The sequence below is a fragment of the Zhihengliuella sp. ISTPL4 genome (assembly GCF_002848265.1).
GTDB lineage: Bacteria > Actinomycetota > Actinomycetes > Actinomycetales > Microbacteriaceae > Microbacterium.
Map to the genome: position 1 here is coordinate 2,019,991 of NZ_CP025422.1, position 19,278 is coordinate 2,039,268.

The 19,278-nt window shown below is 67.2% G+C and carries 18 protein-coding genes and 3 tRNA genes; 7 read left to right on the forward strand and 14 right to left on the reverse strand.

What is annotated here, in order from left to right; all coding sequences use genetic code 11:
* Window positions 1–2: 2 nt before the first annotated feature.
* The 9 genes from CYL12_RS09730 to hpt form a co-directional block, all read right to left on the reverse strand.
* Window positions 3–1,970: a PH domain-containing protein gene (locus tag CYL12_RS09730; RefSeq protein WP_101847431.1), complete on the reverse strand. Its 1,968-nt coding sequence runs from the start codon at window positions 1,968–1,970 to the stop codon at window positions 3–5.
* A complete protein-coding gene (locus tag CYL12_RS09735; protein ID WP_101847432.1) occupies window positions 1,967–2,548 on the reverse strand; it encodes a PH domain-containing protein in 582 nt (193 codons plus the stop codon). Before CYL12_RS09735 ends, CYL12_RS09730 begins: the two co-directional genes overlap by 4 nt.
* Window positions 2,499–2,981, reverse strand: a complete 483-nt coding sequence (locus CYL12_RS09740; protein ID WP_101847433.1) for a DUF3180 domain-containing protein — start codon at window positions 2,979–2,981, stop codon at window positions 2,499–2,501. The genes CYL12_RS09735 and CYL12_RS09740 overlap by 50 nt, the downstream gene beginning before the upstream one ends.
* Window positions 2,978–3,514, reverse strand: a complete 537-nt coding sequence (gene folK / locus CYL12_RS09745) for a 2-amino-4-hydroxy-6-hydroxymethyldihydropteridine diphosphokinase (RefSeq protein ID WP_101847434.1) — start codon at window positions 3,512–3,514, stop codon at window positions 2,978–2,980. The genes CYL12_RS09740 and folK overlap by 4 nt, the downstream gene beginning before the upstream one ends.
* The gene (gene folB, locus CYL12_RS09750) at window positions 3,511–3,906 is read right to left on the reverse strand and encodes a dihydroneopterin aldolase (RefSeq protein ID WP_101847435.1); all 396 of its coding nucleotides are present in this window, start codon (window positions 3,904–3,906) and stop codon (window positions 3,511–3,513) included. Before folB ends, folK begins: the two co-directional genes overlap by 4 nt.
* Before the next feature lie 34 nt (window positions 3,907–3,940).
* On the reverse strand, window positions 3,941–4,750 hold the full coding sequence (gene folP / locus CYL12_RS09755) for a dihydropteroate synthase (RefSeq protein ID WP_101847436.1): 810 nt from the start codon (window positions 4,748–4,750) through the stop codon (window positions 3,941–3,943).
* Window positions 4,747–5,358 carry a GTP cyclohydrolase I gene (gene folE / locus CYL12_RS09760; protein ID WP_101847437.1) on the reverse strand — a complete coding sequence of 204 codons (612 nt, stop codon included), beginning with the start codon at window positions 5,356–5,358 and terminating at the stop codon, window positions 4,747–4,749. The genes folP and folE overlap by 4 nt, the downstream gene beginning before the upstream one ends.
* A 1-nt stretch (window position 5,359) precedes the next feature.
* The gene (gene ftsH, locus CYL12_RS09765) at window positions 5,360–7,360 is read right to left on the reverse strand and encodes an ATP-dependent zinc metalloprotease FtsH (RefSeq protein ID WP_101847438.1); all 2,001 of its coding nucleotides are present in this window, start codon (window positions 7,358–7,360) and stop codon (window positions 5,360–5,362) included.
* Window positions 7,361–7,490: 130 nt separating this feature from the next.
* On the reverse strand, window positions 7,491–8,042 hold the full coding sequence (gene hpt / locus CYL12_RS09770) for a hypoxanthine phosphoribosyltransferase (protein WP_071327677.1): 552 nt from the start codon (window positions 8,040–8,042) through the stop codon (window positions 7,491–7,493).
* A 121-nt stretch (window positions 8,043–8,163) separates the two neighbouring features.
* On the opposite strand from hpt, the gene CYL12_RS09775 reads away from it, so the two are divergent.
* The gene (locus tag CYL12_RS09775; protein ID WP_101847439.1) at window positions 8,164–8,754 is read left to right on the forward strand and encodes a DUF937 domain-containing protein; all 591 of its coding nucleotides are present in this window, start codon (window positions 8,164–8,166) and stop codon (window positions 8,752–8,754) included.
* A 26-nt stretch (window positions 8,755–8,780) separates the two neighbouring features.
* Here CYL12_RS09775 and tilS read toward each other — a convergent pair whose 3' ends face one another.
* On the reverse strand, window positions 8,781–9,773 hold the full coding sequence (gene tilS, locus CYL12_RS09780; RefSeq protein WP_101847440.1) for a tRNA lysidine(34) synthetase TilS: 993 nt from the start codon (window positions 9,771–9,773) through the stop codon (window positions 8,781–8,783).
* Window positions 9,774–9,874: 101 nt separating this feature from the next.
* On the opposite strand from tilS, the gene ppa reads away from it, so the two are divergent.
* Window positions 9,875–10,366: an inorganic diphosphatase gene (ppa, locus tag CYL12_RS09785; protein WP_101847441.1), complete on the forward strand. Its 492-nt coding sequence runs from the start codon at window positions 9,875–9,877 to the stop codon at window positions 10,364–10,366.
* A 121-nt stretch (window positions 10,367–10,487) separates the two neighbouring features.
* Here ppa and CYL12_RS09790 read toward each other — a convergent pair whose 3' ends face one another.
* Window positions 10,488–11,837, reverse strand: coding sequence for a M23 family metallopeptidase (locus CYL12_RS09790; protein WP_101847442.1), 1,350 nt, complete (start codon window positions 11,835–11,837; stop codon window positions 10,488–10,490).
* A 211-nt stretch (window positions 11,838–12,048) separates the two neighbouring features.
* Here CYL12_RS09790 and CYL12_RS09795 point away from each other — a divergent pair.
* From CYL12_RS09795 to CYL12_RS09805, 3 genes are all read left to right on the forward strand, one after another.
* Window positions 12,049–12,121, forward strand: a tRNA-Glu gene (locus CYL12_RS09795).
* Window positions 12,122–12,152: 31 nt separating this feature from the next.
* Window positions 12,153–12,226 (forward strand) — tRNA-Asp (locus CYL12_RS09800).
* A gap of 69 nt (window positions 12,227–12,295) precedes the next feature.
* Window positions 12,296–12,368, forward strand: a tRNA-Phe gene (locus CYL12_RS09805).
* A 421-nt stretch (window positions 12,369–12,789) separates the two neighbouring features.
* Here CYL12_RS09805 and CYL12_RS17175 read toward each other — a convergent pair.
* The 3 genes from CYL12_RS17175 to CYL12_RS09820 all read right to left on the reverse strand — a co-directional run bounded on the left by CYL12_RS17175 (window position 12,790) and on the right by CYL12_RS09820 (window position 16,144).
* A complete protein-coding gene (locus tag CYL12_RS17175; RefSeq protein ID WP_158297137.1) occupies window positions 12,790–14,124 on the reverse strand; it encodes an ApeA N-terminal domain 1-containing protein in 1,335 nt (444 codons plus the stop codon).
* Window positions 14,125–14,264: 140 nt separating this feature from the next.
* On the reverse strand, window positions 14,265–15,365 hold the full coding sequence (locus tag CYL12_RS09815) for a site-specific integrase (protein ID WP_158297138.1): 1,101 nt from the start codon (window positions 15,363–15,365) through the stop codon (window positions 14,265–14,267).
* Between the two features lie 44 nt (window positions 15,366–15,409).
* Window positions 15,410–16,144: a helix-turn-helix domain-containing protein gene (locus tag CYL12_RS09820; RefSeq protein WP_101847445.1), complete on the reverse strand. Its 735-nt coding sequence runs from the start codon at window positions 16,142–16,144 to the stop codon at window positions 15,410–15,412.
* 84 nt (window positions 16,145–16,228) lie between these two features.
* Between CYL12_RS09820 and CYL12_RS09825 the strand changes: the two genes are divergently transcribed.
* Together CYL12_RS09825 and CYL12_RS09830 are read left to right on the forward strand one after the other, a co-directional pair.
* A complete protein-coding gene (locus tag CYL12_RS09825) occupies window positions 16,229–16,423 on the forward strand; it encodes a helix-turn-helix transcriptional regulator (protein WP_101847446.1) in 195 nt (64 codons plus the stop codon).
* A gap of 110 nt (window positions 16,424–16,533) precedes the next feature.
* Window positions 16,534–18,546, forward strand: a complete 2,013-nt coding sequence (locus CYL12_RS09830; protein WP_101847447.1) for a phage/plasmid primase, P4 family — start codon at window positions 16,534–16,536, stop codon at window positions 18,544–18,546.
* The last annotated feature ends 732 nt before the right edge of the window (window positions 18,547–19,278 follow it).

Genomic DNA, 19,278 nt, shown 5'->3' on the forward strand with positions numbered 1-19,278 from the left:
GTTCACTCCTCGCGCGGCGCGTCCGGTCGCGCCGGTGGGGCGGGTGGCGGCGGCGTGACCGGAGGAACAGCAGGCGGGGCGACCGGGGGCGCGGTCAGCGGAGGAGCCGGCGGCGGTGCCACCGGTGGCGTCCGGACGGGCGGAACCGGCGGTCCGGGCGCAGCCGCAGGAGCCGGGGTCACCGGCGGAGCCGGTGGCGCAGGCGCAGCCGCCCCCGGGCCGCCGAAGACGGGAGGTGCCGGAGGAACGGGCGGTGTGGCCGCACCGTCGAAGGCGGGCGGAGCCGGCGCGATCGCAGCCGCGGCGTGCTCGCTCCAGCGGTGCGTGTGATCCCGGGACGCCGCCTCCGCCGCAGCGACGCTGACCTCATTGAGAAGCGCGAGCGCATCGGCCCGCTCGAGACCCGACAGGAGGCCGGTGATCGGTCCGGGCACGGTGTGCACCTGTGCGCCGGAGACCGCCTGCGCCCGGTCGATCGGGCCCTGGCTCAGAGAGACGCCCTGCAGCCGCGCGAGAGGGAAGACGGCGAGCTTGCGCCACACGATGCCTCGACGCAGCAGCAGCCCGTCCGTCGTCACCGTGTAGCCGTGACGCTTCCAGGAGAACGGCCGTCGCCACCAGGCCCGCCGCGCCATCGTGCGGTAGGGGTCGTTCTCGGTCGGTCCGACGACGCCCTGATCCCACAGCGCGGGGATGCTCTCGACGGGAATGTCGGGAAGCACGAGCGACAGCACGCGCTCCACGTCCGCACGCTTGCCGACCGGCAGCACGACGTTGAACTGCTGACCGCTGCTCGACGACTGCTGCGCGGCGCTCTTGCCGCTCATCCGGTTGATCTTGATGGTCCACCAACCGAACGGCCGCCACAGCAGGGACTGCGACACCTCGACGGCGAAGATGCGGCCCGGCGGAAGGGTCTCGGTGACCGTGGTGAGCAGCCCGTAGGTGATGCGCACGCCGTCAGGGGTGGGTGCGATGGAGTAGCGCAGCGATTTGGAGATCTGTGCCCAGGTGATGCCGACCACCGCGATGAGCATGGGGACGCCCATGCCCAGACCGATGCCCAGGAGGACGATCCCGCCGTCCGGTTCTCCGTCGATCAGGATCCCGATGAGCGTGCTGCCGATCGCGATGGCGAAGATCACCCCGAAGAACACCAGCCACAGCAGCCCGGAGATGAGCTGCGAGCCGATCAGTCGCCCGGCCGGGATCTTGACGACGCTCTCGGGCACGACGTCCTGGAGGTCCACGCCGGCGAGCAGGCCGTTGACGCCTTCATTCATCGAGCCGACGAGCTGCGCGCGCGCGGAAGCCGGAGCGTGCCCACCGGGCGTCGCGGCGCTCTGCGGATCCAACGCCGCGTGCCGAGCGGCACGCGCACCGGAGGCCAGGCGCAGGATCTCGGCGCGCACCCCTTCAGCGCGCGGCGTGGCCAGGTATTCGAGCGCGACGTTCGCATCCGTGCCCGCGCCGACGACCTCGAGCTTCGCGAGGCCGATGATGCGCGCCGGGAACGGGCGGGTGAGGTTCACGCCCTGCACCCGATCGAGAGGGGCGCGGCGATGCGAGCGGAAGATGATGCCCTTGCGGACCTCGACGTGGTCGCCGGTGATCCGGAACTGCTGGAAGCGCCAGACGAACCAGAAGATCGCCACGAGCACCACGACGAGCGCCAGGAGACCCAGCAGCGCGATCAGGGCGAAGTTGTTGGCGAGCACCCAGTCGACCGGGTCGCCACCGGTGTAGTCGTCGTAGTGCGCATCCTCCGGCGCGAACCGCCCGACGAGCCAGGCGATGACGCGATCACGCATGTTCGCGATCACGATGCCGCCCACGATGATGAGCGCCAGGCCGCCCTTGAAGAGCGGCGTCAGCGGGTGCATCCGGTGCCATTCACCGTCTGCGAGGTGCGTCGGGGGCGCGCCTGCGGGTGCCTGACCCGGCGCGGCGGGAAGCTGCGACTCGCTCACAGGCCGGTCCGACGGGTCTCAGCGACCTGGATGAGCGTGTCGCGCAGCGCCTCGGCCGCCGTCTGGGTGAGACCGGGAATCTGCACGCCGGTGGTCGCCGCGGCGGTGACCATCTTGAGCTGAGAGATGCCGAACGCCCGGTCGAGCGGACCCTGCGTGATGTCGACGAGCTGCATGCGACCGTACGGCACGGCGATCATCCGCTGCCAGAGGATGCCTTTACGGAAGACGATGTCGTCCGCGCGCAGCATGTAGCCGATGGCGCGGGCCTGCCGCGGAAGGATGATCAGCGTGAGGACCGTGATCAGCAGGATGATGCCGGCCGGAATCCACACCCAGTCCTGCTCCAGCACAACGTTGAGCACGATGGCCGCCGCCGCGACGATCGCCAGGAAGATCACGTTCTGCACGATCTGCGATACGACGTAGCGCGGCGAGATCTGGTGCCAGGTGCCGTCGAGCTCGAGGCGGGCCTCGTTGCGTGCCGTGCGCAGCCGCGTGTAGGTGCCCTGGTCAAGGGCGTCGAGGTCAGTGCCCTCCGCCGGGTTCAGGGGCGCGGTCTCTGGGTTCTGAGTCATCAGGATCCTTCGGCAGGGTGCAGAACTGTTCGGCGACGAGAGCGGCGACGACGAGCACGACCGCACTCGCGATCAGCGCCACCATGGCCACAGTCGACCCTATCGGGGGATCGATGGGGCGCGTGAGGAGGAAGGCCAGCAGCCCGGCGCCGAAGCCGGCCAGGATCGCGCCCAGCAGGCTGGACGCCCGGGCGAGCGTCGCGGCCCGCAGAGCACGAAAGGGGTCGATGCGCACCCCCGAGCGGACGCTGCGCCGCACCGGCCAGGCCACACCGAGCGATGCGCCGGCGATGAGGACGAGCAGCACCGGGAGGAACAGGGAAGGCGTGAACGTGGCTCGACCGGTCGCCGTGAGCATCTGGTCGAGGATGAACCCGGCACCGGCTCCGATCAGCGCGAGGACGGCGAGCAGCCCGGCAGAGGTGCGCTTCATCCCTCGCCTCGCGCGCGGAGGTCCGCCGTCAGATCGGCGACGCGGCGCCCTGCGAGCTCGGCGTCGGGGTCGATGTCGAGCCACGGCTCCAGGACGAACAGCCGCTCCGCTGCCCGCGGATGCGGGAGCTGGATCCGGGGGTCGTCCGAGACGACATCGCCGTACGCGATGAGGTCGAGGTCCAGGGTGCGGTCGCCCCATCGCTCGCCGCGTACCCGACCGTTCTCGTCCTCGATGGCGTGCAGCATCCCGAGGAGGATCTCCGGAGCGAGACGTGTGGTCACGAGAGCCACGGCGTTGACGTATCCGGGCGCGTCCGGGTCAGGACCGTCCACGCGGAGCGCCACCGTCTCGAACAGACGCGACAGGCGCACGTCGGAGACGAGCGGGAGTCGGCCGATGCGTGCGGCTGCCGCACGGATCGTCTCCTCGCGGTCTCCGAGGTTGGCCCCGAGCGCCACGACCGCCACCGTCTCCGGGCGTGCAGGACGGGGTCCCGGTACCTCCGGTGGGCGCGTGAGGTTGCGGCTCATGTGGTGATGTCCTCCAGCCCCTCCGGCGCGCGGGTCCGGTGCACGGTCACGGCCACGTCGCTGAAGGTCAGAGCGATGGGCGCCTGCGGCTTGTGCACCGTCACGGTCACGTGCTGGACGCGACGGTCGTCGAGGGCGACATCCGCAATCCGCTCGGCCAGGGTCTCGATGAGGTTCACCGGCTCGCCGGACACGACCGCAGCCACCCGCTCGGCGAGATCGCCGTAGTGCACGGTGTCGGCCACGTCGTCGGAGGCAGCGGCCTGTTCGAGGGAGAGCCGCAGCCGGAGGTCGACCGTGAACTCCTGCCCCTCTTCCCGCTCGTGCGGGTAGACGCCGTGGCGGCCGAACACGGTCAGCCCTGTCAACACGATCTCGTCGAGGAAGTCCATGCCTCTAGGGTACGGGGAGGCCCGGACCTCGCCCTCAGCCTTCCCAGGCGCGGGTGATCGCGAGGGCGTCGCGGGTCGCGGCGACGTCGTGCACGCGCACCGCCCAGACGCCGGCCCGCATCGCGAGCGCGCTCGTCACCGCGGTCGCCAGGTCCCGGCGCTCCTCGGAGACGCCGTCGCCGCCCGGCGCCGCCGACTGCAGTACGTCGGCGAGAAACCGCTTGCGCGACGTACCGATCAGCACCCGCAGCCCGAGGCCCACGATCTCGTCGAGACCCCGCAGCACATCCCAGTTCTGCGCGCCCGCCTTGGCGAACCCGATACCCGGATCGACGATCAGGCGGGAGGGCGCGATACCGGAGGCCGCCGCCTCACCGATCCGCTCGCGCAGCTCGCCGGCCACCTCTCGAGCGACGCGGCGATAGTCGGCGTTCGCGTACATGTCGGCAGAGAAGCCCCGCCAGTGCCCGATCGCGAAGTCGGCTCCCGATTCGGCGACCGCGGCACGCATGTCAGGGTCAGCCAGTCCGCCGGAGACGTCGTTGACGATGCGCGCCCCCGCGCGGACCGCCGCCGCCGCCGTCGACGCGTTGAGGGTGTCGATGCTGACGACGAGCCCTGCCGCCGCGAGCTGCTCCACGACGGGAAGGACCCGCCGCTGCTCCTCCTCCACCCCGACGCGCTCCGCACCCGGCCGGGTCGACTCTCCCCCGACATCGAGGACGGACGCCCCTTCGGCACGCAGGCGGAGGCCGTGGGCGACCGCCCGGTCCGCGTCGAGATAACGCCCGCCGTCGCTGAAGGAGTCGGGCGTGACGTTGACGATTCCCCAGATACCGGTCATGCGCGCGACGTCCCGGGCGCCGGCACGGTCATGCCGATCAGGGTCACCAGTTCCGCACGTGCCACGGGATCCGTGTAGACCCCGCGCGCCGCGATGGTCAGCGTCGACGCTTCCGTCTGCCGCCCACCCCGCATCGTCACGCAGCCGTGGCTGGCGTCGAGCACGACGAGCACGCCACGCGCGTCGAGGTTCTCGGCGATCGTGTCGGCGATCTGCTCCCCCAGGCGCTCCTGCACCTGCGGCCGCGCGGCCAGGATCTCCACGACCCGCACGAGCGCACCGAGGCCGACGACCTGCTCGCCCGGAAGGTACGCGATGTGCGCGTGCCCCGCGAAGGGCAGGAGGTGGTGTTCGCACACCGACCGGAAGCGGATGTCGCGCAGGAGCACGGCCCCGGAGGGAAGGGTGTCCGGCGCCGGCCCGCGGGTCACGCTGATCGTGTGCGCGAGTGGCTCGGCGGGATCCTCCCCCACCCCGGCGAAGAACTCCGCGTACAGCTCGGCCATCCGGGAGGGCGTCTGCTTGATCCCCGGACGATCGGGGTCCTCACCGATCGCCTCCAGGAGTTCCCTGGTGAGCCGTTCGACGCGTGCCTTGTCGACGGTCACGTCACGCCGTCGCGGGACGAGGGTTACCCGCTCCGGCGGAGCCCTGCTGCGGCCGCGGCGGGGTCGTCGGCGCCTCGACCGAGGCGGCGAGCGAGACGTCCTTCTTCGGGACCTCGATCGGCGGCCGCTCGGAGACGGGACGGTCCTCGCCCGACAGCCACAGCGGACGCTCGGGGAGCTTCTTCACCTCGGTGAAGATCTCCGCGATGCGGTTGTGGTCGAGGGTCTCCTCCTCCAGCAGCGCGAGGGCGAGACGGTCCAGGATGTCGCGGTTCTCGCTGAGCACCGCATACGCCTCGTTGTGCGCCTGCTCGATGAGCGCCCGCACCTCGGCGTCGACGCGCTCCGCGACCTTCTCGGAGTATTCGCGGCCACGGCCCATGTCCCGCGCGACGAACATGTCGCCGCCCTCGGACCCGAGCTTGACGGGGCCGACCTGGGTCGTCATGCCGTACTCGATGACCATCTTGCGGGCGATCGAGGTCGCCTTCTCGATGTCGTTCGACGCACCGGTGGTGGGGTCGTGGAAGACGAGCTCCTCGGCGACGCGGCCGCCCATCGCGTAGGTGAGCTGATCCTGCAGCTCGTTGCGGGTCACGGAGTACTTGTCGTCCAGCGGCAGCACCATCGTGTAGCCGAGCGCCTTGCCGCGGGGCAGGATCGTGATCTTGGTCACGGGGTCGGTGTAGTTCATCGCTGCCGCCGCGAGCGCGTGACCGCCCTCGTGGTACGCCGTGATGAGCTTCTCCTTGTCCTTCATCACGCGGGTGCGTCGCTGCGGACCGGCGATCACGCGGTCGATGGCCTCATCGAGCGCGCGGTTGTCGATGAGCTGTGCGTTCGAGCGGGCCGTGAGCAGCGCGGCCTCGTTGAGCACGTTCGCCAGGTCGGCACCGGTGAAGCCGGGGGTCTTGCGCGCGACGACCTCGAGGTCGACGTTCTTCGACAGCGGCTTGCCCTTGCTGTGCACCTCGAGGATCTTCTGCCGGCCCTTGAGGTCGGGGGCGTCGACACCGATCTGACGGTCGAAGCGGCCGGGGCGCAGCAGCGCGGGGTCGAGGATGTCGGGACGGTTGGTCGCCGCGATCACGATGACGTTCGCGTTCGGGTCGAAGCCGTCCATCTCGACGAGCATCTGGTTCAGCGTCTGCTCGCGCTCGTCGTTCCCGCCGCCCATGCCGGCGCCACGGTGCCGACCGACGGCGTCGATCTCATCGATGAAGATGATGGCCGGGGCGTTCTCCTTGGCCTGGCTGAAGAGGTCGCGCACGCGCGAGGCGCCGACGCCGACGAACATCTCGACGAAGTCGGAACCGGAGATCGAGTAGAAGGGGGCACCGGCCTCACCGGCGACGGCGCGGGCGAGGAGGGTCTTTCCGGTTCCGGGAGGACCGTACAGCAGCACGCCCTTCGGGATGCGGGCGCCGATGGCCTGGAACTTCGCCGGGTCCTGCAGGAACTCCTTGATCTCGTGGAGCTCTTCGATCGCCTCGTCGGCACCCGCGACATCGGCGAAGGTGACCGTCGGGGTCTCCTTGTTGACGAGCTTGGCCTTGGACTTGCCGAACTGCATGACCTTGCCGCCGCCGCCCTGCATGGACGACAGGAGCCACCAGAACAGCAGGCCGAGCAGCACCAGCGGAAGAAGCAGCGACAGGAAACCGTCGAACCAGGTCGCGCGCGGCACGGCGTCGTTGAAGCCGTCCTTCGGAGCGGCGGCGTCGATCGCGGAGACGACCTCATCGGCGCGGGCCTCGACGTAGTAGAACTGGACGTTCTCGGAGCCCTCGAACGGCTTCGACAGCGTCATGTCCACGCGCTGATCGCCGTCGGTGGTGACGACCTCGGTCACGGTCTTGCCGGAGAGCAGCTCGAGCCCCTCCTGCGTCGTGATCTGCTTCGGCGCGCCGAGGTTCGAGATCAGCAGGAATCCGCCGAAGAGCAGCACGCCGATCAGAGCGACGTAGATCAGCGGATTGCGGGTGAGCTTCTTCACATCCATGGTCGGATCAGCGTATCGCCTCCGTGCTAGGGGGCCGCTGTGCGTTCACCCACGGCGCAACGCTCGCGCGCCTGTCGAAGCGTGGGTCGCTGAGCCTGTCGAAGCGAGGGTCGCTGAGCCTGTCGAAGCGTCAGCTGTACACGTGGGGCGCCAGCACCGCGACGTCGCGGAGGTTGCGGTAGCGCTCGGCGTAGTCGAGTCCGTAGCCGACGACGAATTCGACGGGGATGTCGAAGCCGACGTACTTGCAGTCGATCTCGACCTTCGCGGCCTCCGGCTTGCGCAGCAGCGCGAGCACTTCGATCGACTCCGCACCGCGGGACCCGAAGTTCTCCAGCAGCCAGCTCAGCGTGAGGCCGGAGTCGATGATGTCCTCGACGATGAGCACGTGCTTGCCGTGCAGGTCGGTGTCGAGGTCCTTCCGGATCTGCACGACACCGCTCGACTTCGTGCTGGCGCCGTAGCTCGACACCGCCATCCAGTCCATCGGCGCGTGGAAGGGCAGCGCGCGTGCGAAGTCGGCCATGACCATGACCGCGCCCTTCAAGACACCGACGAGGATGAGGTCCTTGCCCTCGTAGTCCTTCGCGACCTGCGCCGCGAGCTCGTCGAGCTTGGCGTGGATCTCCTCCTCGGTGACGAGGATCTGTGCAAGGTCGTCCTGGATCTCCGCGGCGCGCATGGATCGATTTTAGGCGACGCGGCGGTGTGCTCTCGTCGCAGGCGCGTACCCTCCCCTGCGCGCCGACACCGCACTACTCTGACGGTGACGCGGGCGGACGCCCCGACGGAAGGAGATCCCCATGGCGACTCACGACATCCTCAGCCAGGTCCCCCTCGACGACATCGCGCAGAAGCTCGGCGTGTCGCGTGACGAGGCCAAGGTCGCGGTCGAGCAGGGCGGCGCCGTGCTCCTCGGCGGACTCGCGAAGAACGCGGAGAGCTCGGAAGGATCGGCGGCCATCGAGAAGGCCCTCGGCAAGCACCGCGGCGCGTCGAGCCCGGCGACGGTCGACGACATCGACCAGGAGGACGGCGAGAAGATCGTCTCCCACATCCTCGGCGGGAAGGAGAAGGAGGTCACCAAGGAGCTGACGGAGTCGACCGCGACCCCGGGCATCGACTTCGGGAAGCTCCTCCCCATCCTCGCGCCCATCGTGATGGGCCTCATCGCCAACGCGACCAAGGACAAGACGGCGAAGGCGGACGCGGGCACGCAGGGTTCAGGCGGGATCGGCGATGTCATCGGCGGCATCCTCGGCGGCGGCGACTCCGGCTCCGGCGGCGGCTTGGGTGACGTCCTGGGGGGCCTTCTCGGCGGCGGCAAGAGCGGCTCCGGCGGCGGCATCGACCTCGGCGGCATCCTCGGCGGCCTCTTCGGCGGCAAGAAGTAGGACGTGACGCCGCCGCGGCCCGCGATTCAGCGGGTCGCGGCGGTGAACACGATCCGACCGCTGTGGCGCACGGCGGCGCACCCCGGCAGGTCGATCGGCCCTTGACCCGACCAGTCGGTCACGAGGCGGGCGACCTCGATCGTCTGCGCGCGGCTCAGGCTCGCCCCGAACTCGCTGTCGACCACGAGCCGGATGATGCGGTTGCGCAGCGCGGCCGGGTTGGCGGCGAGCGCGGCGACGCTCACGGAGATCCCCGCCTCGGCGTGCTCGACGATGTCCTCGATCGTCTCGTGGATCATCTCGTCGAAGGCCTCCGCGTCCTCCCGGAGCTGCTCGGCGGTGCGGGCCAGCGCCTCGGCGATACCGGGACCGAGTTGCGTCTCCAGCACCGGCAGCACGTGGCGGCGCACCCGTACTCGGGTGTAGCGGTCGTCGGTGTTGTGCGGGTCATCCCAGGGCTGCAGCTCCGCCGCGGCGCAGAACGCACGGGTGGTCTCACGGCGCACGCCGAGCAGCGGGCGCAGCCAGCGGAGGCCGTCCTCGTCCTCCCGATCCGGCGCCATGCCCTGCAGGCTCGTCGCCCCCGAGCCGCGGGCGAGTCCGAGCAGGACCGTCTCGGCCTGATCGTCGAGGGTATGACCGAGCAGGACCGCTCGGGCACCGACGTCGCTCGCCGCGTCCCGGAGCACGCGGTAGCGCGCGTCCCGCGCGGCCGCCTCCGGGCCGCCGTCGCCGTCGACCTCGACGCGGACGACGAGCGCCTCGAGCCCGAGCCGTCCGGCGACGCGTGCCGTCTCGGCGGCGACCTCGGCGGACCCCTGCTGCAGACCGTGGTCGACCGTCACCGCGGTCGCACGCACCCCGCGTTTCGCGGCCTCGAACGCGGTGGCCGCCGCGAGCGCGAGCGAGTCGGCGCCGCCGGAGACCCCGACGACGACGGTCGAGCCCTCGGGCAGGTCGGCGAGCGCGGTGCGCACGGCGAGGCGAATCTCGGCGACGGCAGGGGCGAGGGAAGGCATCCCTCCACGCTAGGGCACGTCCCGCGCACACGAGGAGGAACGGACGACCCCCGAGTAGGCTGGTCGGCGGCATCCAACCGATCTTCCTGAGGAGCACACGCATGGGCGCACACGACGCCGTCATCGAGATCCCGCGCGGCAGCCGGGTGAAGTACGAGGTCGACCACGAGACCGGGCGAGTGCACCTCGACCGCGTGCTCTACACGACCTTCGGCTACCCGGCCGACTACGGCTACTTCGACAACACGCTCGGCGAGGACGGCGACCCGCTCGACGTGCTGGTGCTCCTCGACCACCAGATCTACCCCGGCGTCGTCGTCGAGGTCCGTCCCGTCGCCGTGCTCAAGATGAGCGATGAGGCCGGCGGCGACGACAAGCTCGTCGCCGTGCTCTCCAAGGACCCGCGCTGGGCCCACGTCCAGGACATCGACGACGTGCCGGAGTACACGAAGAAGGAGATCGCACACTTCTTCGAGCACTACAAGGACCTCGAGCCCAACAAGTGGGTCAAGGTCGACGAGTGGGGCAACGCCGCGGAGGCGCAGCGCATCCTCGACGAGGCCATCGTCCGCTTCGGCGAGCAGGGTCACTGACCAGACCTATCCGGGTCGCTGCCCTATCTGGGTCGCTGACCTTCTCTGGGTCGCTGAGCCTGTCGAAGCGAAGACCCCCGGACGCCATGCGTCCGGGGGTCTTCTGCGTCCGTGCCGACGATCAGACGGAGATGCCCCTGCCAGCCATGAAGTCGATCGGGTTGGTGTAGCGGCCATTGATATAGACCTCGAAGTGCAGGTGGCAGCCGAAGGATCCGCCGGTGTTGCCCGCGTAGGCGATGACCTGTCCGGCCTCGACCCACTGACCGCTGCGCACGGCGAAGCCGCCCGGCTTGATGTGCGCGTAGCCGGTGGCGATGCCGCCGCCGTGCTGAATCCGGACGTAGTTGCCGTAGCCGCCGTTGTAGAAGGCCGCGTCGACGGTGCCGGAATGCGCGGCGTAGATCGCCGCGCCGCAGCCGTTCGCGAGGTCGACGCCGTAGTGCCAGCTCGAGGAGCAACCGTTGGCGTTGCACTGCTGCGAACGGGGGCCGTAGCCGGAGCTGCGGTAGCCGCCGTGGGGCCGCACCCAGCCGCCGCTTCCCGGGGTCCCGCCTCCGCCGCTGTTCCCGCCGGCATTCGCCGCGGCCTCGGCGGCTTCGCGGCGCTTGCGCTCCTTCTCGCGCTCCTCCACGCCCTTCTGGTAGCCGGCGACGGTGGTGGCGGTGGTGTCCTTCAGCGCGGCGAGCTGCGCCTGCATGGTGGCGAGGTTCGCGGACTGCTCGTCGAGGGCGGCCTGGGCGGCGTCGGCGGCCTGCTGCGCCGCGACCATCTTCTCCTCGGCGATCTTCTGGAGCCGGTCGCGCTCGTCCCGGGCGACGACGGCCTGGTCGCTGAGGGACTGGGCGGAGTTCCGCGCGGCGACCGCGTCGTTGTAGACGGTCTGGTTGTACTCGAGGAGCTTGTCCATGGAGCCGAGGCGGGCGAGGAGCTCGTCGGCGTTGGCCGCGGAACCCGCGAAGAACAGCTCCAGCGACGTGTCGTCACCGCCGTTGCGGTAGAGCTGCGCGGCGACCTGACCGGCTTTGCGGGCGGACTCGTCGGCGACGGCGGCCTGCGCGTCCGCCTTCTCCTGCAGCGCGTCGGCCTCGGCGATCGCGGCGAAGTACGCCTGCTGCGCGTTGTAGAACTCGGTGGAGGCGACCTCGGCAGCGGCCTGCGTCTCGGACACCTTCTGCGTGAGCGACTGGATCAGCCCCTCGATGCGCTTCACCTCAGCGGCCTTGGACGCCTCGTTCTGCTTGGCCTTCTGCACGTCGTCCCAGCTCGGGTACGACGCGGCGTGAGCGGCTGTGACGCCGGACGTGATGCCGAACGCGCTGAGGGCGACGACGCTGAGGGCGCCGAGGCCGAGCGCGCCGCGGCGGCTGATCCCGTCGCCGAAGAGGGTACGGCGCTCCGCCGGGGTGGGCGCACACCCGCAGTCCGCGGATGCCGCGAGTGCCGCATCCTGCGTGGTCTTCTCGTTCACACGGCCCCTTCCGCCGGTTTCACAGATGCCACAGTAACAACAACTTTCACACCAGCACCAGAGCCCTGGAGGGGTGCGAACGACATCCCCGGCCGCTCCATCGTCCCGCTCGAACACGCCCGGGGGAAGCCGGTTCGGGACTCGATTCGCGATTTGCCCGAATGATCCCTTATGCTTGAGCGTCGGCAAGGAAGTCCCCCGGGACTGACTCGGCCCCATCGTTTAGCGGCCTAGGACGCCGCCCTTTCACGGCGGTAGCACGGGTTCGAATCCCGTTGGGGTCACTCCATCCGATACAATTGAAAACACCAGTATGGCCCTGTAGCGCAGTTGGTTAGCGTGCCGCCCTGTCACGGCGGAGGTCGCGGGTTCAAGTCCCGTCAGGGTCGCTCCGTGCGACGAGCTCTTTCTTCGGAGAGGGCTCTTCGTCTAGGACGCGGCAGCATCATCCGCCGCGCGGCTCTGTAGCTCAGTTGGTAGAGCGTTCGACTGAAAATCGAAAGGTCACCGGATCGATGCCGGTCGGAGCCACGTAGCGGAGATTACACCGCTGCCGAACCCTCGCGAGGCTTCTACTCGCGGGGGTTCTTTTTTGCGCGCTGACCAGGGAGATCCGGCGGTACTGGCCGAGCGCACTCAGCGATCGGTCAATGGAATCGTGAAGGTCTCCCGCGCATCTCCGAGGGCCTTCAGTCAGGCGCCCCGCATTAACCCCGCACTTTGGAAATCGTACTTTCGCTCAGTCGGGCATGCATCACCGCTCAGCCGACTGCGGTCTGAGCGACCTCGCGGGGCACGCGATCGGGCTCATGCTCGCCCGCTGCGATCGAACTTACACGGCGACATCCCTCGCGCACCCGAGTCAGACCACCACGCGACAGGCTGGCCCTAAGTGGAACCATCGGGTGCGGGACTAGGAGTCCGCGCTCGCTCTGGCGCTCACCGCCGCACTTCAATCGAGAGCGATGAACTGCGAGCTCAGCTGGTCACGCTGGAGAAGATTCTCCAACGTCGCTGCCGGAACGCCGATCTTCAAACCGATCCAGAACCTCAGAACGAGGAGATTCTCGCGCAGCGTGTTCAGGAGGTCGAGGGAATCGGGCATCGCCCGGTCCACATGCTTGGACCCCATATAGGCGGCGTAGCTTCTCTCGATCCAGCCTTCGGCATCATCGAGCGGCACCAACTCCATGTCCGCAAGGATCACGCGGAGGCCGGGCTTGAAGTTCATCTGCTTCCGGCCGTTGAGATGCGCCCCATCATTCTTCCGAAGATCGATCATGTAGCCGAGAGCTTCGAAGGCGATGCCGCTGTGGACGACACTGCTGATGCCCCACGGCTCGTCCGAGTACAGGACGCGCGCCATCGCGTCGATCACTTGCTTGTAGTCTCGCCTGATTCGCAACCACCGCTTGATCCCGCGCGGTCCGACATCGGCGAACGGGAAGAGGAACCGAGGCCCCTCTTTCCAGGCCTCGTGCTTGACGAGGCGGTGAGTGGCAACCTTGCGCCACTGGGGATCGCTGTAAGTATCCTCACCGGTACGCACTCGGTCGTTATCGATCTGCACTTCGATGCTGTTGAAGCCGAATGGCTCCCAGGCGGAGATCGCTGCGAGGTCAAGCACTGCTCCGTGCAAGTCGAGGTGGTCATCCCAGGTGCGTCGGTCTCGAACGAGTGTCTGCAATTGCACGACTTCTTCCGCGCTGAACCGCCCTCGAGGGTTGTCGGTACGCCAGTGCAAGTGCATTCCGAGGTTCATCGCACCGGCCAGTCGGATGTCTGCGGGTGACTCCAAGTCCATCCGCACCGATCTTGCCCGACGTCGATCGTCTCGTTGCACGTCAACACGGATCCCGCTCAGTCTGGTCCAGGCGGCGACTCCAGGTGCGTCAGTGCGGAGTCCATTGATCTGCTCGTAGTCGAGCCATTGGCCGTCGACGACCGCGAAATTCGCAACAAGCTTGCCGTGCCCACTGCCTCCGCCGGTCGTGCGAGAGTCGGTTGATCGACAGCCGACGAGTACGAGAGTGCCGTAGCTGTCTCGGAATCCTAGCGAGCGAGGAGGCTCGTAGCTGCGTCGAGTGCGGTCCGGGTCGTCCATGTGCATGACGCTGCGTCCCCACCAGCGTTCGTAGCGTTCGCTCAGCCGGACTGCGGGATCGACGACGAGCGTGAGCTCCAATGACGAGCCGTTATCCAAGAACATCGCGACCGGTGCCTCGTCAGAGCCACTGCCGTCGACCATCACGCCGAGACGAGGTGTGCCCGCCGATACCTCGCCCACATCCGCCCCTTCCCGTACGCCAGCTCCGGCGACGAGTCCTGGAGAACCCTAGCCCTGCTACAGCCCAGGCTCGACAGCAGTCTCCTACGCATCTGACGGATAGTCACTCTAGGCGTGGCGACTTCTTGCATACAGACGTTCTAGATGAGCCCTTTCAGCGACGCGTCCAAGACTCCCGCTGCCTTACTCGAGCCCCTGAGTGTGTTCATGTACACGTCCTGAGTCATGCTCGGGTTCTCATGGCCGAGATAGTCGGCGATCTCTGTGGCGGATAGCCCAGCTTTGTCGAGGATCGTGGCTACCGTCTTCCGAAAAGCATGGGTGGACAAGCCCGGGTATCCCAGGCTCTCGCGTCGGTCTCGAAGCTCCCGCTGCGTGTTCGAGGGGTCCCGAGGTCGCATCAGCGGGGTCGGGAAGATGAGGCTAGTGGCGTCGCGCAGCACCGCGTGGCGTTTGCGCAGCAGGCTCATCGTCGCCTCCGGCAGGTGTGTCGTACGCGCAGCTTTATCGGTCTTCCCAAACTCCTGCCGGACGATACCCTTCCCCTTCACACGCACGTTCTGCGCGACAACGGAGGCGGTGCCGGCGGCGAAATCGACGGCGTCTGCTTCGAGCGCGCATACCTCGGCGACGCGCCACCCGGATGCGAGCATGAACGTGATCAGGTCAACCGTGTCCCACTCGACGAGCTTCTCGTCAGCACGAACGCGCTCGAGGAATGTAGGCAGCTCGTCCAGCGGAATCGCCGTGCTCCCCTTCTTCTTCCTCTGGGTGACGCGTTCGAGCTCACGCACAGGGTTGTGCGACAGAGCGCCGTTACGCACCGCCAGGCCGAGCATGCCGCTCAGGGCCGATCGGCAGTTCTTCGCCGCCCCAGGACCAGCCTCCTTCTCCACGGCGTTGAGGAACTTCTGCAGCCGCTCAGGCGTGGCTTCCGCGACCGAGAGATCGCCGATCCGTGGCGTGATGTGCGCGGTCACTGCATAGCCGTACGTCTCCAGCGTCCCTTCCGAGCGGCCCAACTCGCGCCTGGACTCCAAAAACCTGTGGCCGAGGGCGCGTAGGTGCGTCGTCGGCTTTAGCTCGCCACCACGGGCGGCCTCGATCGTGGTCAGCGCGTGCTTCAGCGCGGCTGTCGCCTTAGCTCTACTGGGCGCGTGCTTCTCGATCTGCCGAGACTTTCCGTCGGCGAACCGGTAGCGAGCCCGGGCACGCCATTTTCCCGGCTGCACTTCAGCCACATTGATGGTGCCGTACGTTCCGATTGGCAACCGTGGCCTTCCCATCAGTCGTCGCCTTCGATGGATGCGCGGATCTCGTCGACCAGGATGCGGGTCACGCGCCCGCGTCCCTGCGGCGTGCTGTCTTCACCAGCACGATGCAGGGCCTCCACCTCGAGCGAATGACCCCAGAGTTTCGCTGCGTGCTGCTGAAGTAGCAGCGGCTGCACGCCGAGCTTCTTCGCCGCTCGTGACTCGGCGAGGCTGTACCGCTTTGGGACCGAGCTCGGGACGGGATCAGCGTCAGGAGGCTGGTTCATGGCATCCCACAATGCATCGACCTGCTCACGCCGCTGTCGAGAGTTGAGTGCGCCCTTGGGCGCCATCGCCGCGACCTCTATCTCATCGCTCTCGTTCCCCTCACCCTGGTCCGCTACGTGCACAAAGTCGACGCCATGCAGTTCGACTGGCACGCCGGACAGAACCCTTTCGAGCCAGGTGCGCCGCACGGGTTGGTCAGGGCGTCCTACAAATGGTCGATCGACGAGGTCTGCCTCGCTCACCAGATCCGCCAGCCGAACAGGCTCGCCAGAAAGACGTCCCAGGACCAGCGCCAAGGTCAGCAGGGTCGGGAGCGTGGGTGCTGCCTTACCCGCTTCGATGGCCTGCACGCTTGACAGACTCCATGTCGCGCCGAACTCACGCCCGGCGGTGGCGACGGAGTCCATGGTGAGACCGTGCGTTCGACGGTAACTGCGGAGGAATCTTCCTACAGCTTCCGCGATCGATATTGCTTCCATACCGAGAGGTTACCAGACTCTTATAGCGTGTGCTACGGTCATTCACACGCAACAAGACTCTGGTAACTCGAAGAATGGATCAGCATGACTCACCCCAAGAACACCCTTCTCGACGCAAAGGACCTTTCCGCTCAGATCGGCATGTCGGTTTCGACGATCTACCGCAAGCGTTCGCTTGGTGAGCCCTTGCCACGCGCCCTGAAGATCGGCAGCGCGGTGAGGTGGAGACAGACCGAGGTCGACCTCTGGCTTGAGGGCCAGCTTGAGCAAGCGGTGTGACCGCGGCACCACATCCAACGAAAAGCGCCCCGGCGATGCCGAGGCGCTTTCTCAGAGAACAAACTCCAGCCGACGAGTTGCAGCTCGTCCGATAGCCGAAGGAACTACCTATGACAGTAGCGTTTGATGACGCCCAGCCCGATGCTGATGATTCGCCCCTCACGAGCGACGACTCGATCACGACCATCGATTACGACCGGTCGTACAGCTCTGATGACGCACCGCGGACCGCAGTTGGCTCCATTCCGCAGACGTGGGGCCGGGCTCAGCGGATCCGGCATGTCACCGAGGAGTATCTCGACGAGCTCAGCGGTTACGCCCTCGGCGAGTTGCCGCCGGCACTCGATGCGAACTCCGCACTTCTCGCAAGAACTACCGAAGCGTGTGTTGTGTCGGTGACGAAGGACGATAAGGCTCGCCCGATCTATGTCGCCGGTGGCCGGCCTACCAGCCTCACCGCTTGGCAGATCGCGATGCTCACCGCACGGTGGAATCGAATCCGACGAATCGCCCATGCGGGCCTGGCCGACAAGTCGCGGGATGAGCTTCGCGTGTATCAGGTCTCGGGCGCAGACAAGGGCCTCTTCGTCGCCGACGAGTCGCAGCTCCGATTGCTCGTGCGGGCATTCGATCAGGACATCAATGACACAAAGATGAGGGAGGTCATCGGCCACATCTACGACAGCGCACTTCGCGTGGAGAAGAACTCCGATCCAGACGCCATCCCGTGCAAGTCTCGCGTGTTTGATTTCCGCACCAAGACGCAGCGTGAGTACGACCCCGAGCGGGACGTCTTCACCTCCAAGCTCGCGGTCGACTGCCCCTTGAGCGAACCACAGGAGCCCACTCGCACGATTGCCGGCTCCGGCGAGTGGACATTCTCTAGCTGGCTGCTGGGTCTGTTTGAAGGGCTCCCCGACGCCGAGGAAGTGGCGCACACCGTCTGGGAGATCATCAGCGCGGCCGCGCGGCCGGGAGTTCGCTGGGGCAAAGCAGCGTTCTTCCACAGCGTCCGTGGGAACTCCGGCAAAGGAACGCTGCTGGAGATGATCGAGAACCTCTTTGGAGTTGGCTCCCCTGCATGCTGCTCAATTCCGCTGGACCAATGGGGCGGGCCCGGCAACGAGTTCAAGCTCGAGCCCCTACTGAACGCCATCGTTGTCTTGGTCGACGAAAACAACGTCGGCGAGCATCTTCCCTTCTTGGCAGCGCTCAAAGCCGCAGTGACCGGCGACCGCCTGTCGATCAACCGCAAGAACCAGAAGGTGATCATGATTCGTTTCCGCGGACTCATCATCCAGTGCGTCAACGCGCTACCCAACACGAAGGACAAGTCAGGGTCGTTCTCACGTAGACAGCTGTTCGTCCCCTTCCAGAAGAGCTTCACGGGCGCCGAGGTCCCGGAGATCAAGAACGAGTTTCTTCGCGACCCCGAAGTCCTCGAGTTCGTGCTCTGGCGCGCGCTTCACATGTCGCACTACACCCTCTCGGAACCCACGTCTTGCCGGGCACTGCTCGAAGACGCGAAAACCCGAAACGACTTGGTTCACGAATTCTGGCAAGAGGTTCGCAAGCTGTTCGTGTGGGATCTCCTCCCGTTCGCCTTCTTGTATCAGCTCTTCGAGGCATGGCGAGAGCGGGAAAACGCTGGCAGCCGTCCCCTCAACAAGCAGACGTTCATCGACCGCCTCCTCGAGGCAGTCCACGATGATGACCTTTGGATCTGCGAGGACAGGACGAAGGTGATCAACGCAGCCAGGAAGATGGACGGAAACGAGCCCCTACTGAGGGAGTACGACGTGCCTAGCGACGCCTGGAATATGACCGCATCCACGTACAAGGGCATCCGGCTCCGCGACCAGAAACTACCGAACGACCCCACCGAACTGGCGGCACTCCGGGACGCGGACATCAACGATTGGCATCGCAGCGCGTTCGACGATGACGGCGTCGAGGATAAGAGCCACGTCGCAGATCATGCGAGTCACCGGCGAGCTGGCCAACCCTGTCCCTGCCAGCAGCAACAGTGGTACAAGCCCGAACCTCGGTTGACTGCGGCCGTGAGGCGCTCCCAGCGGATCGATGCCGCCCTGGCACATGCTGTGCCCCCGCTCGTCGCCTGAGCGCCCGGGTGCAGGACGCCTACGCGTCCTGCACCCTGCCCCTCCTCGAACGCAATGCTCGGCAGCAAAGGGCAGAGCAGGTCCAGCAAGTTACGTCTGCTTGCGTCGAGTTACCAGATAGGTCGCTCGCGGTAACCGCGGAACCGTTCAAGAATCAGGCGACTCGAGCCACAAGTTACATGATTACATAGTTACAGGAAGAGCAGCAGAATATTGGAGTTGCGCTGTCGCACCGCTAGGGAGCGAAGCTCGGGCCAAATGAGCCATCCAGCCGTAACGGCTAATCCGAAGCGCGTTTTCTCGATCTGACCTCGCATAATTCCGGTTACTCGGCGAAGGACAGATTCGTAACTCACCGCGCTTGCCACATAAGAGCCGCAGAGCATCCAACGCGATCGACGTTCGTGCACCAACATCCGCGCAGGGCGTGTGCCCGGCCTACTCGAGCCGACAACGGACCATTGGCGAATTGGGGCACCGCGTGCTCGGTGGCGCGCGTCGGTGGGCAACCACCCATCGGCGTGCTGGACGGTCGCGGTCGGCGTAAGTCCGTCGGATGCGACCACCGTCCGACCTCCATGCAACATCCGGCGCTACAGCAGTGCGACACCCGTACAACGTCCGGCGCCACCGCAGTGCGACACCCGTACAACGCCCGCCGCGACCCAATGCAGCACTTGAAGCGACCAGCCCTTACAGGGGTTGCACAAAGCGCAGGTACAGCAGGTACAG

Coding starts and splice junctions, on each gene's coding strand:
- ppa (WP_101847441.1), top strand. CDS start 9,875: ATGGGCGCACACGACGCCGTCATCGAGATCCCGCGCGGCAGCCGGGTG.
- CYL12_RS09735 (WP_101847432.1), bottom strand. CDS start 2,548: ATGACTCAGAACCCAGAGACCGCGCCCCTGAACCCGGCGGAGGGCACT.
- CYL12_RS09740 (WP_101847433.1), bottom strand. CDS start 2,981: ATGAAGCGCACCTCTGCCGGGCTGCTCGCCGTCCTCGCGCTGATCGGA.
- CYL12_RS09775 (WP_101847439.1), top strand. CDS start 8,164: ATGGCGACTCACGACATCCTCAGCCAGGTCCCCCTCGACGACATCGCG.
- CYL12_RS09830 (WP_101847447.1), top strand. CDS start 16,534: ATGACAGTAGCGTTTGATGACGCCCAGCCCGATGCTGATGATTCGCCC.
- CYL12_RS09820 (WP_101847445.1), bottom strand. CDS start 16,144: ATGGAAGCAATATCGATCGCGGAAGCTGTAGGAAGATTCCTCCGCAGT.
- CYL12_RS09825 (WP_101847446.1), top strand. CDS start 16,229: ATGACTCACCCCAAGAACACCCTTCTCGACGCAAAGGACCTTTCCGCT.
- folB (WP_101847435.1), bottom strand. CDS start 3,906: ATGGACTTCCTCGACGAGATCGTGTTGACAGGGCTGACCGTGTTCGGC.
- folP (WP_101847436.1), bottom strand. CDS start 4,750: ATGACCGGTATCTGGGGAATCGTCAACGTCACGCCCGACTCCTTCAGC.
- hpt (WP_071327677.1), bottom strand. CDS start 8,042: ATGCGCGCCGCGGAGATCCAGGACGACCTTGCACAGATCCTCGTCACC.
- tilS (WP_101847440.1), bottom strand. CDS start 9,773: ATGCCTTCCCTCGCCCCTGCCGTCGCCGAGATTCGCCTCGCCGTGCGC.
- folK (WP_101847434.1), bottom strand. CDS start 3,514: ATGAGCCGCAACCTCACGCGCCCACCGGAGGTACCGGGACCCCGTCCT.
- ftsH (WP_101847438.1), bottom strand. CDS start 7,360: ATGGATGTGAAGAAGCTCACCCGCAATCCGCTGATCTACGTCGCTCTG.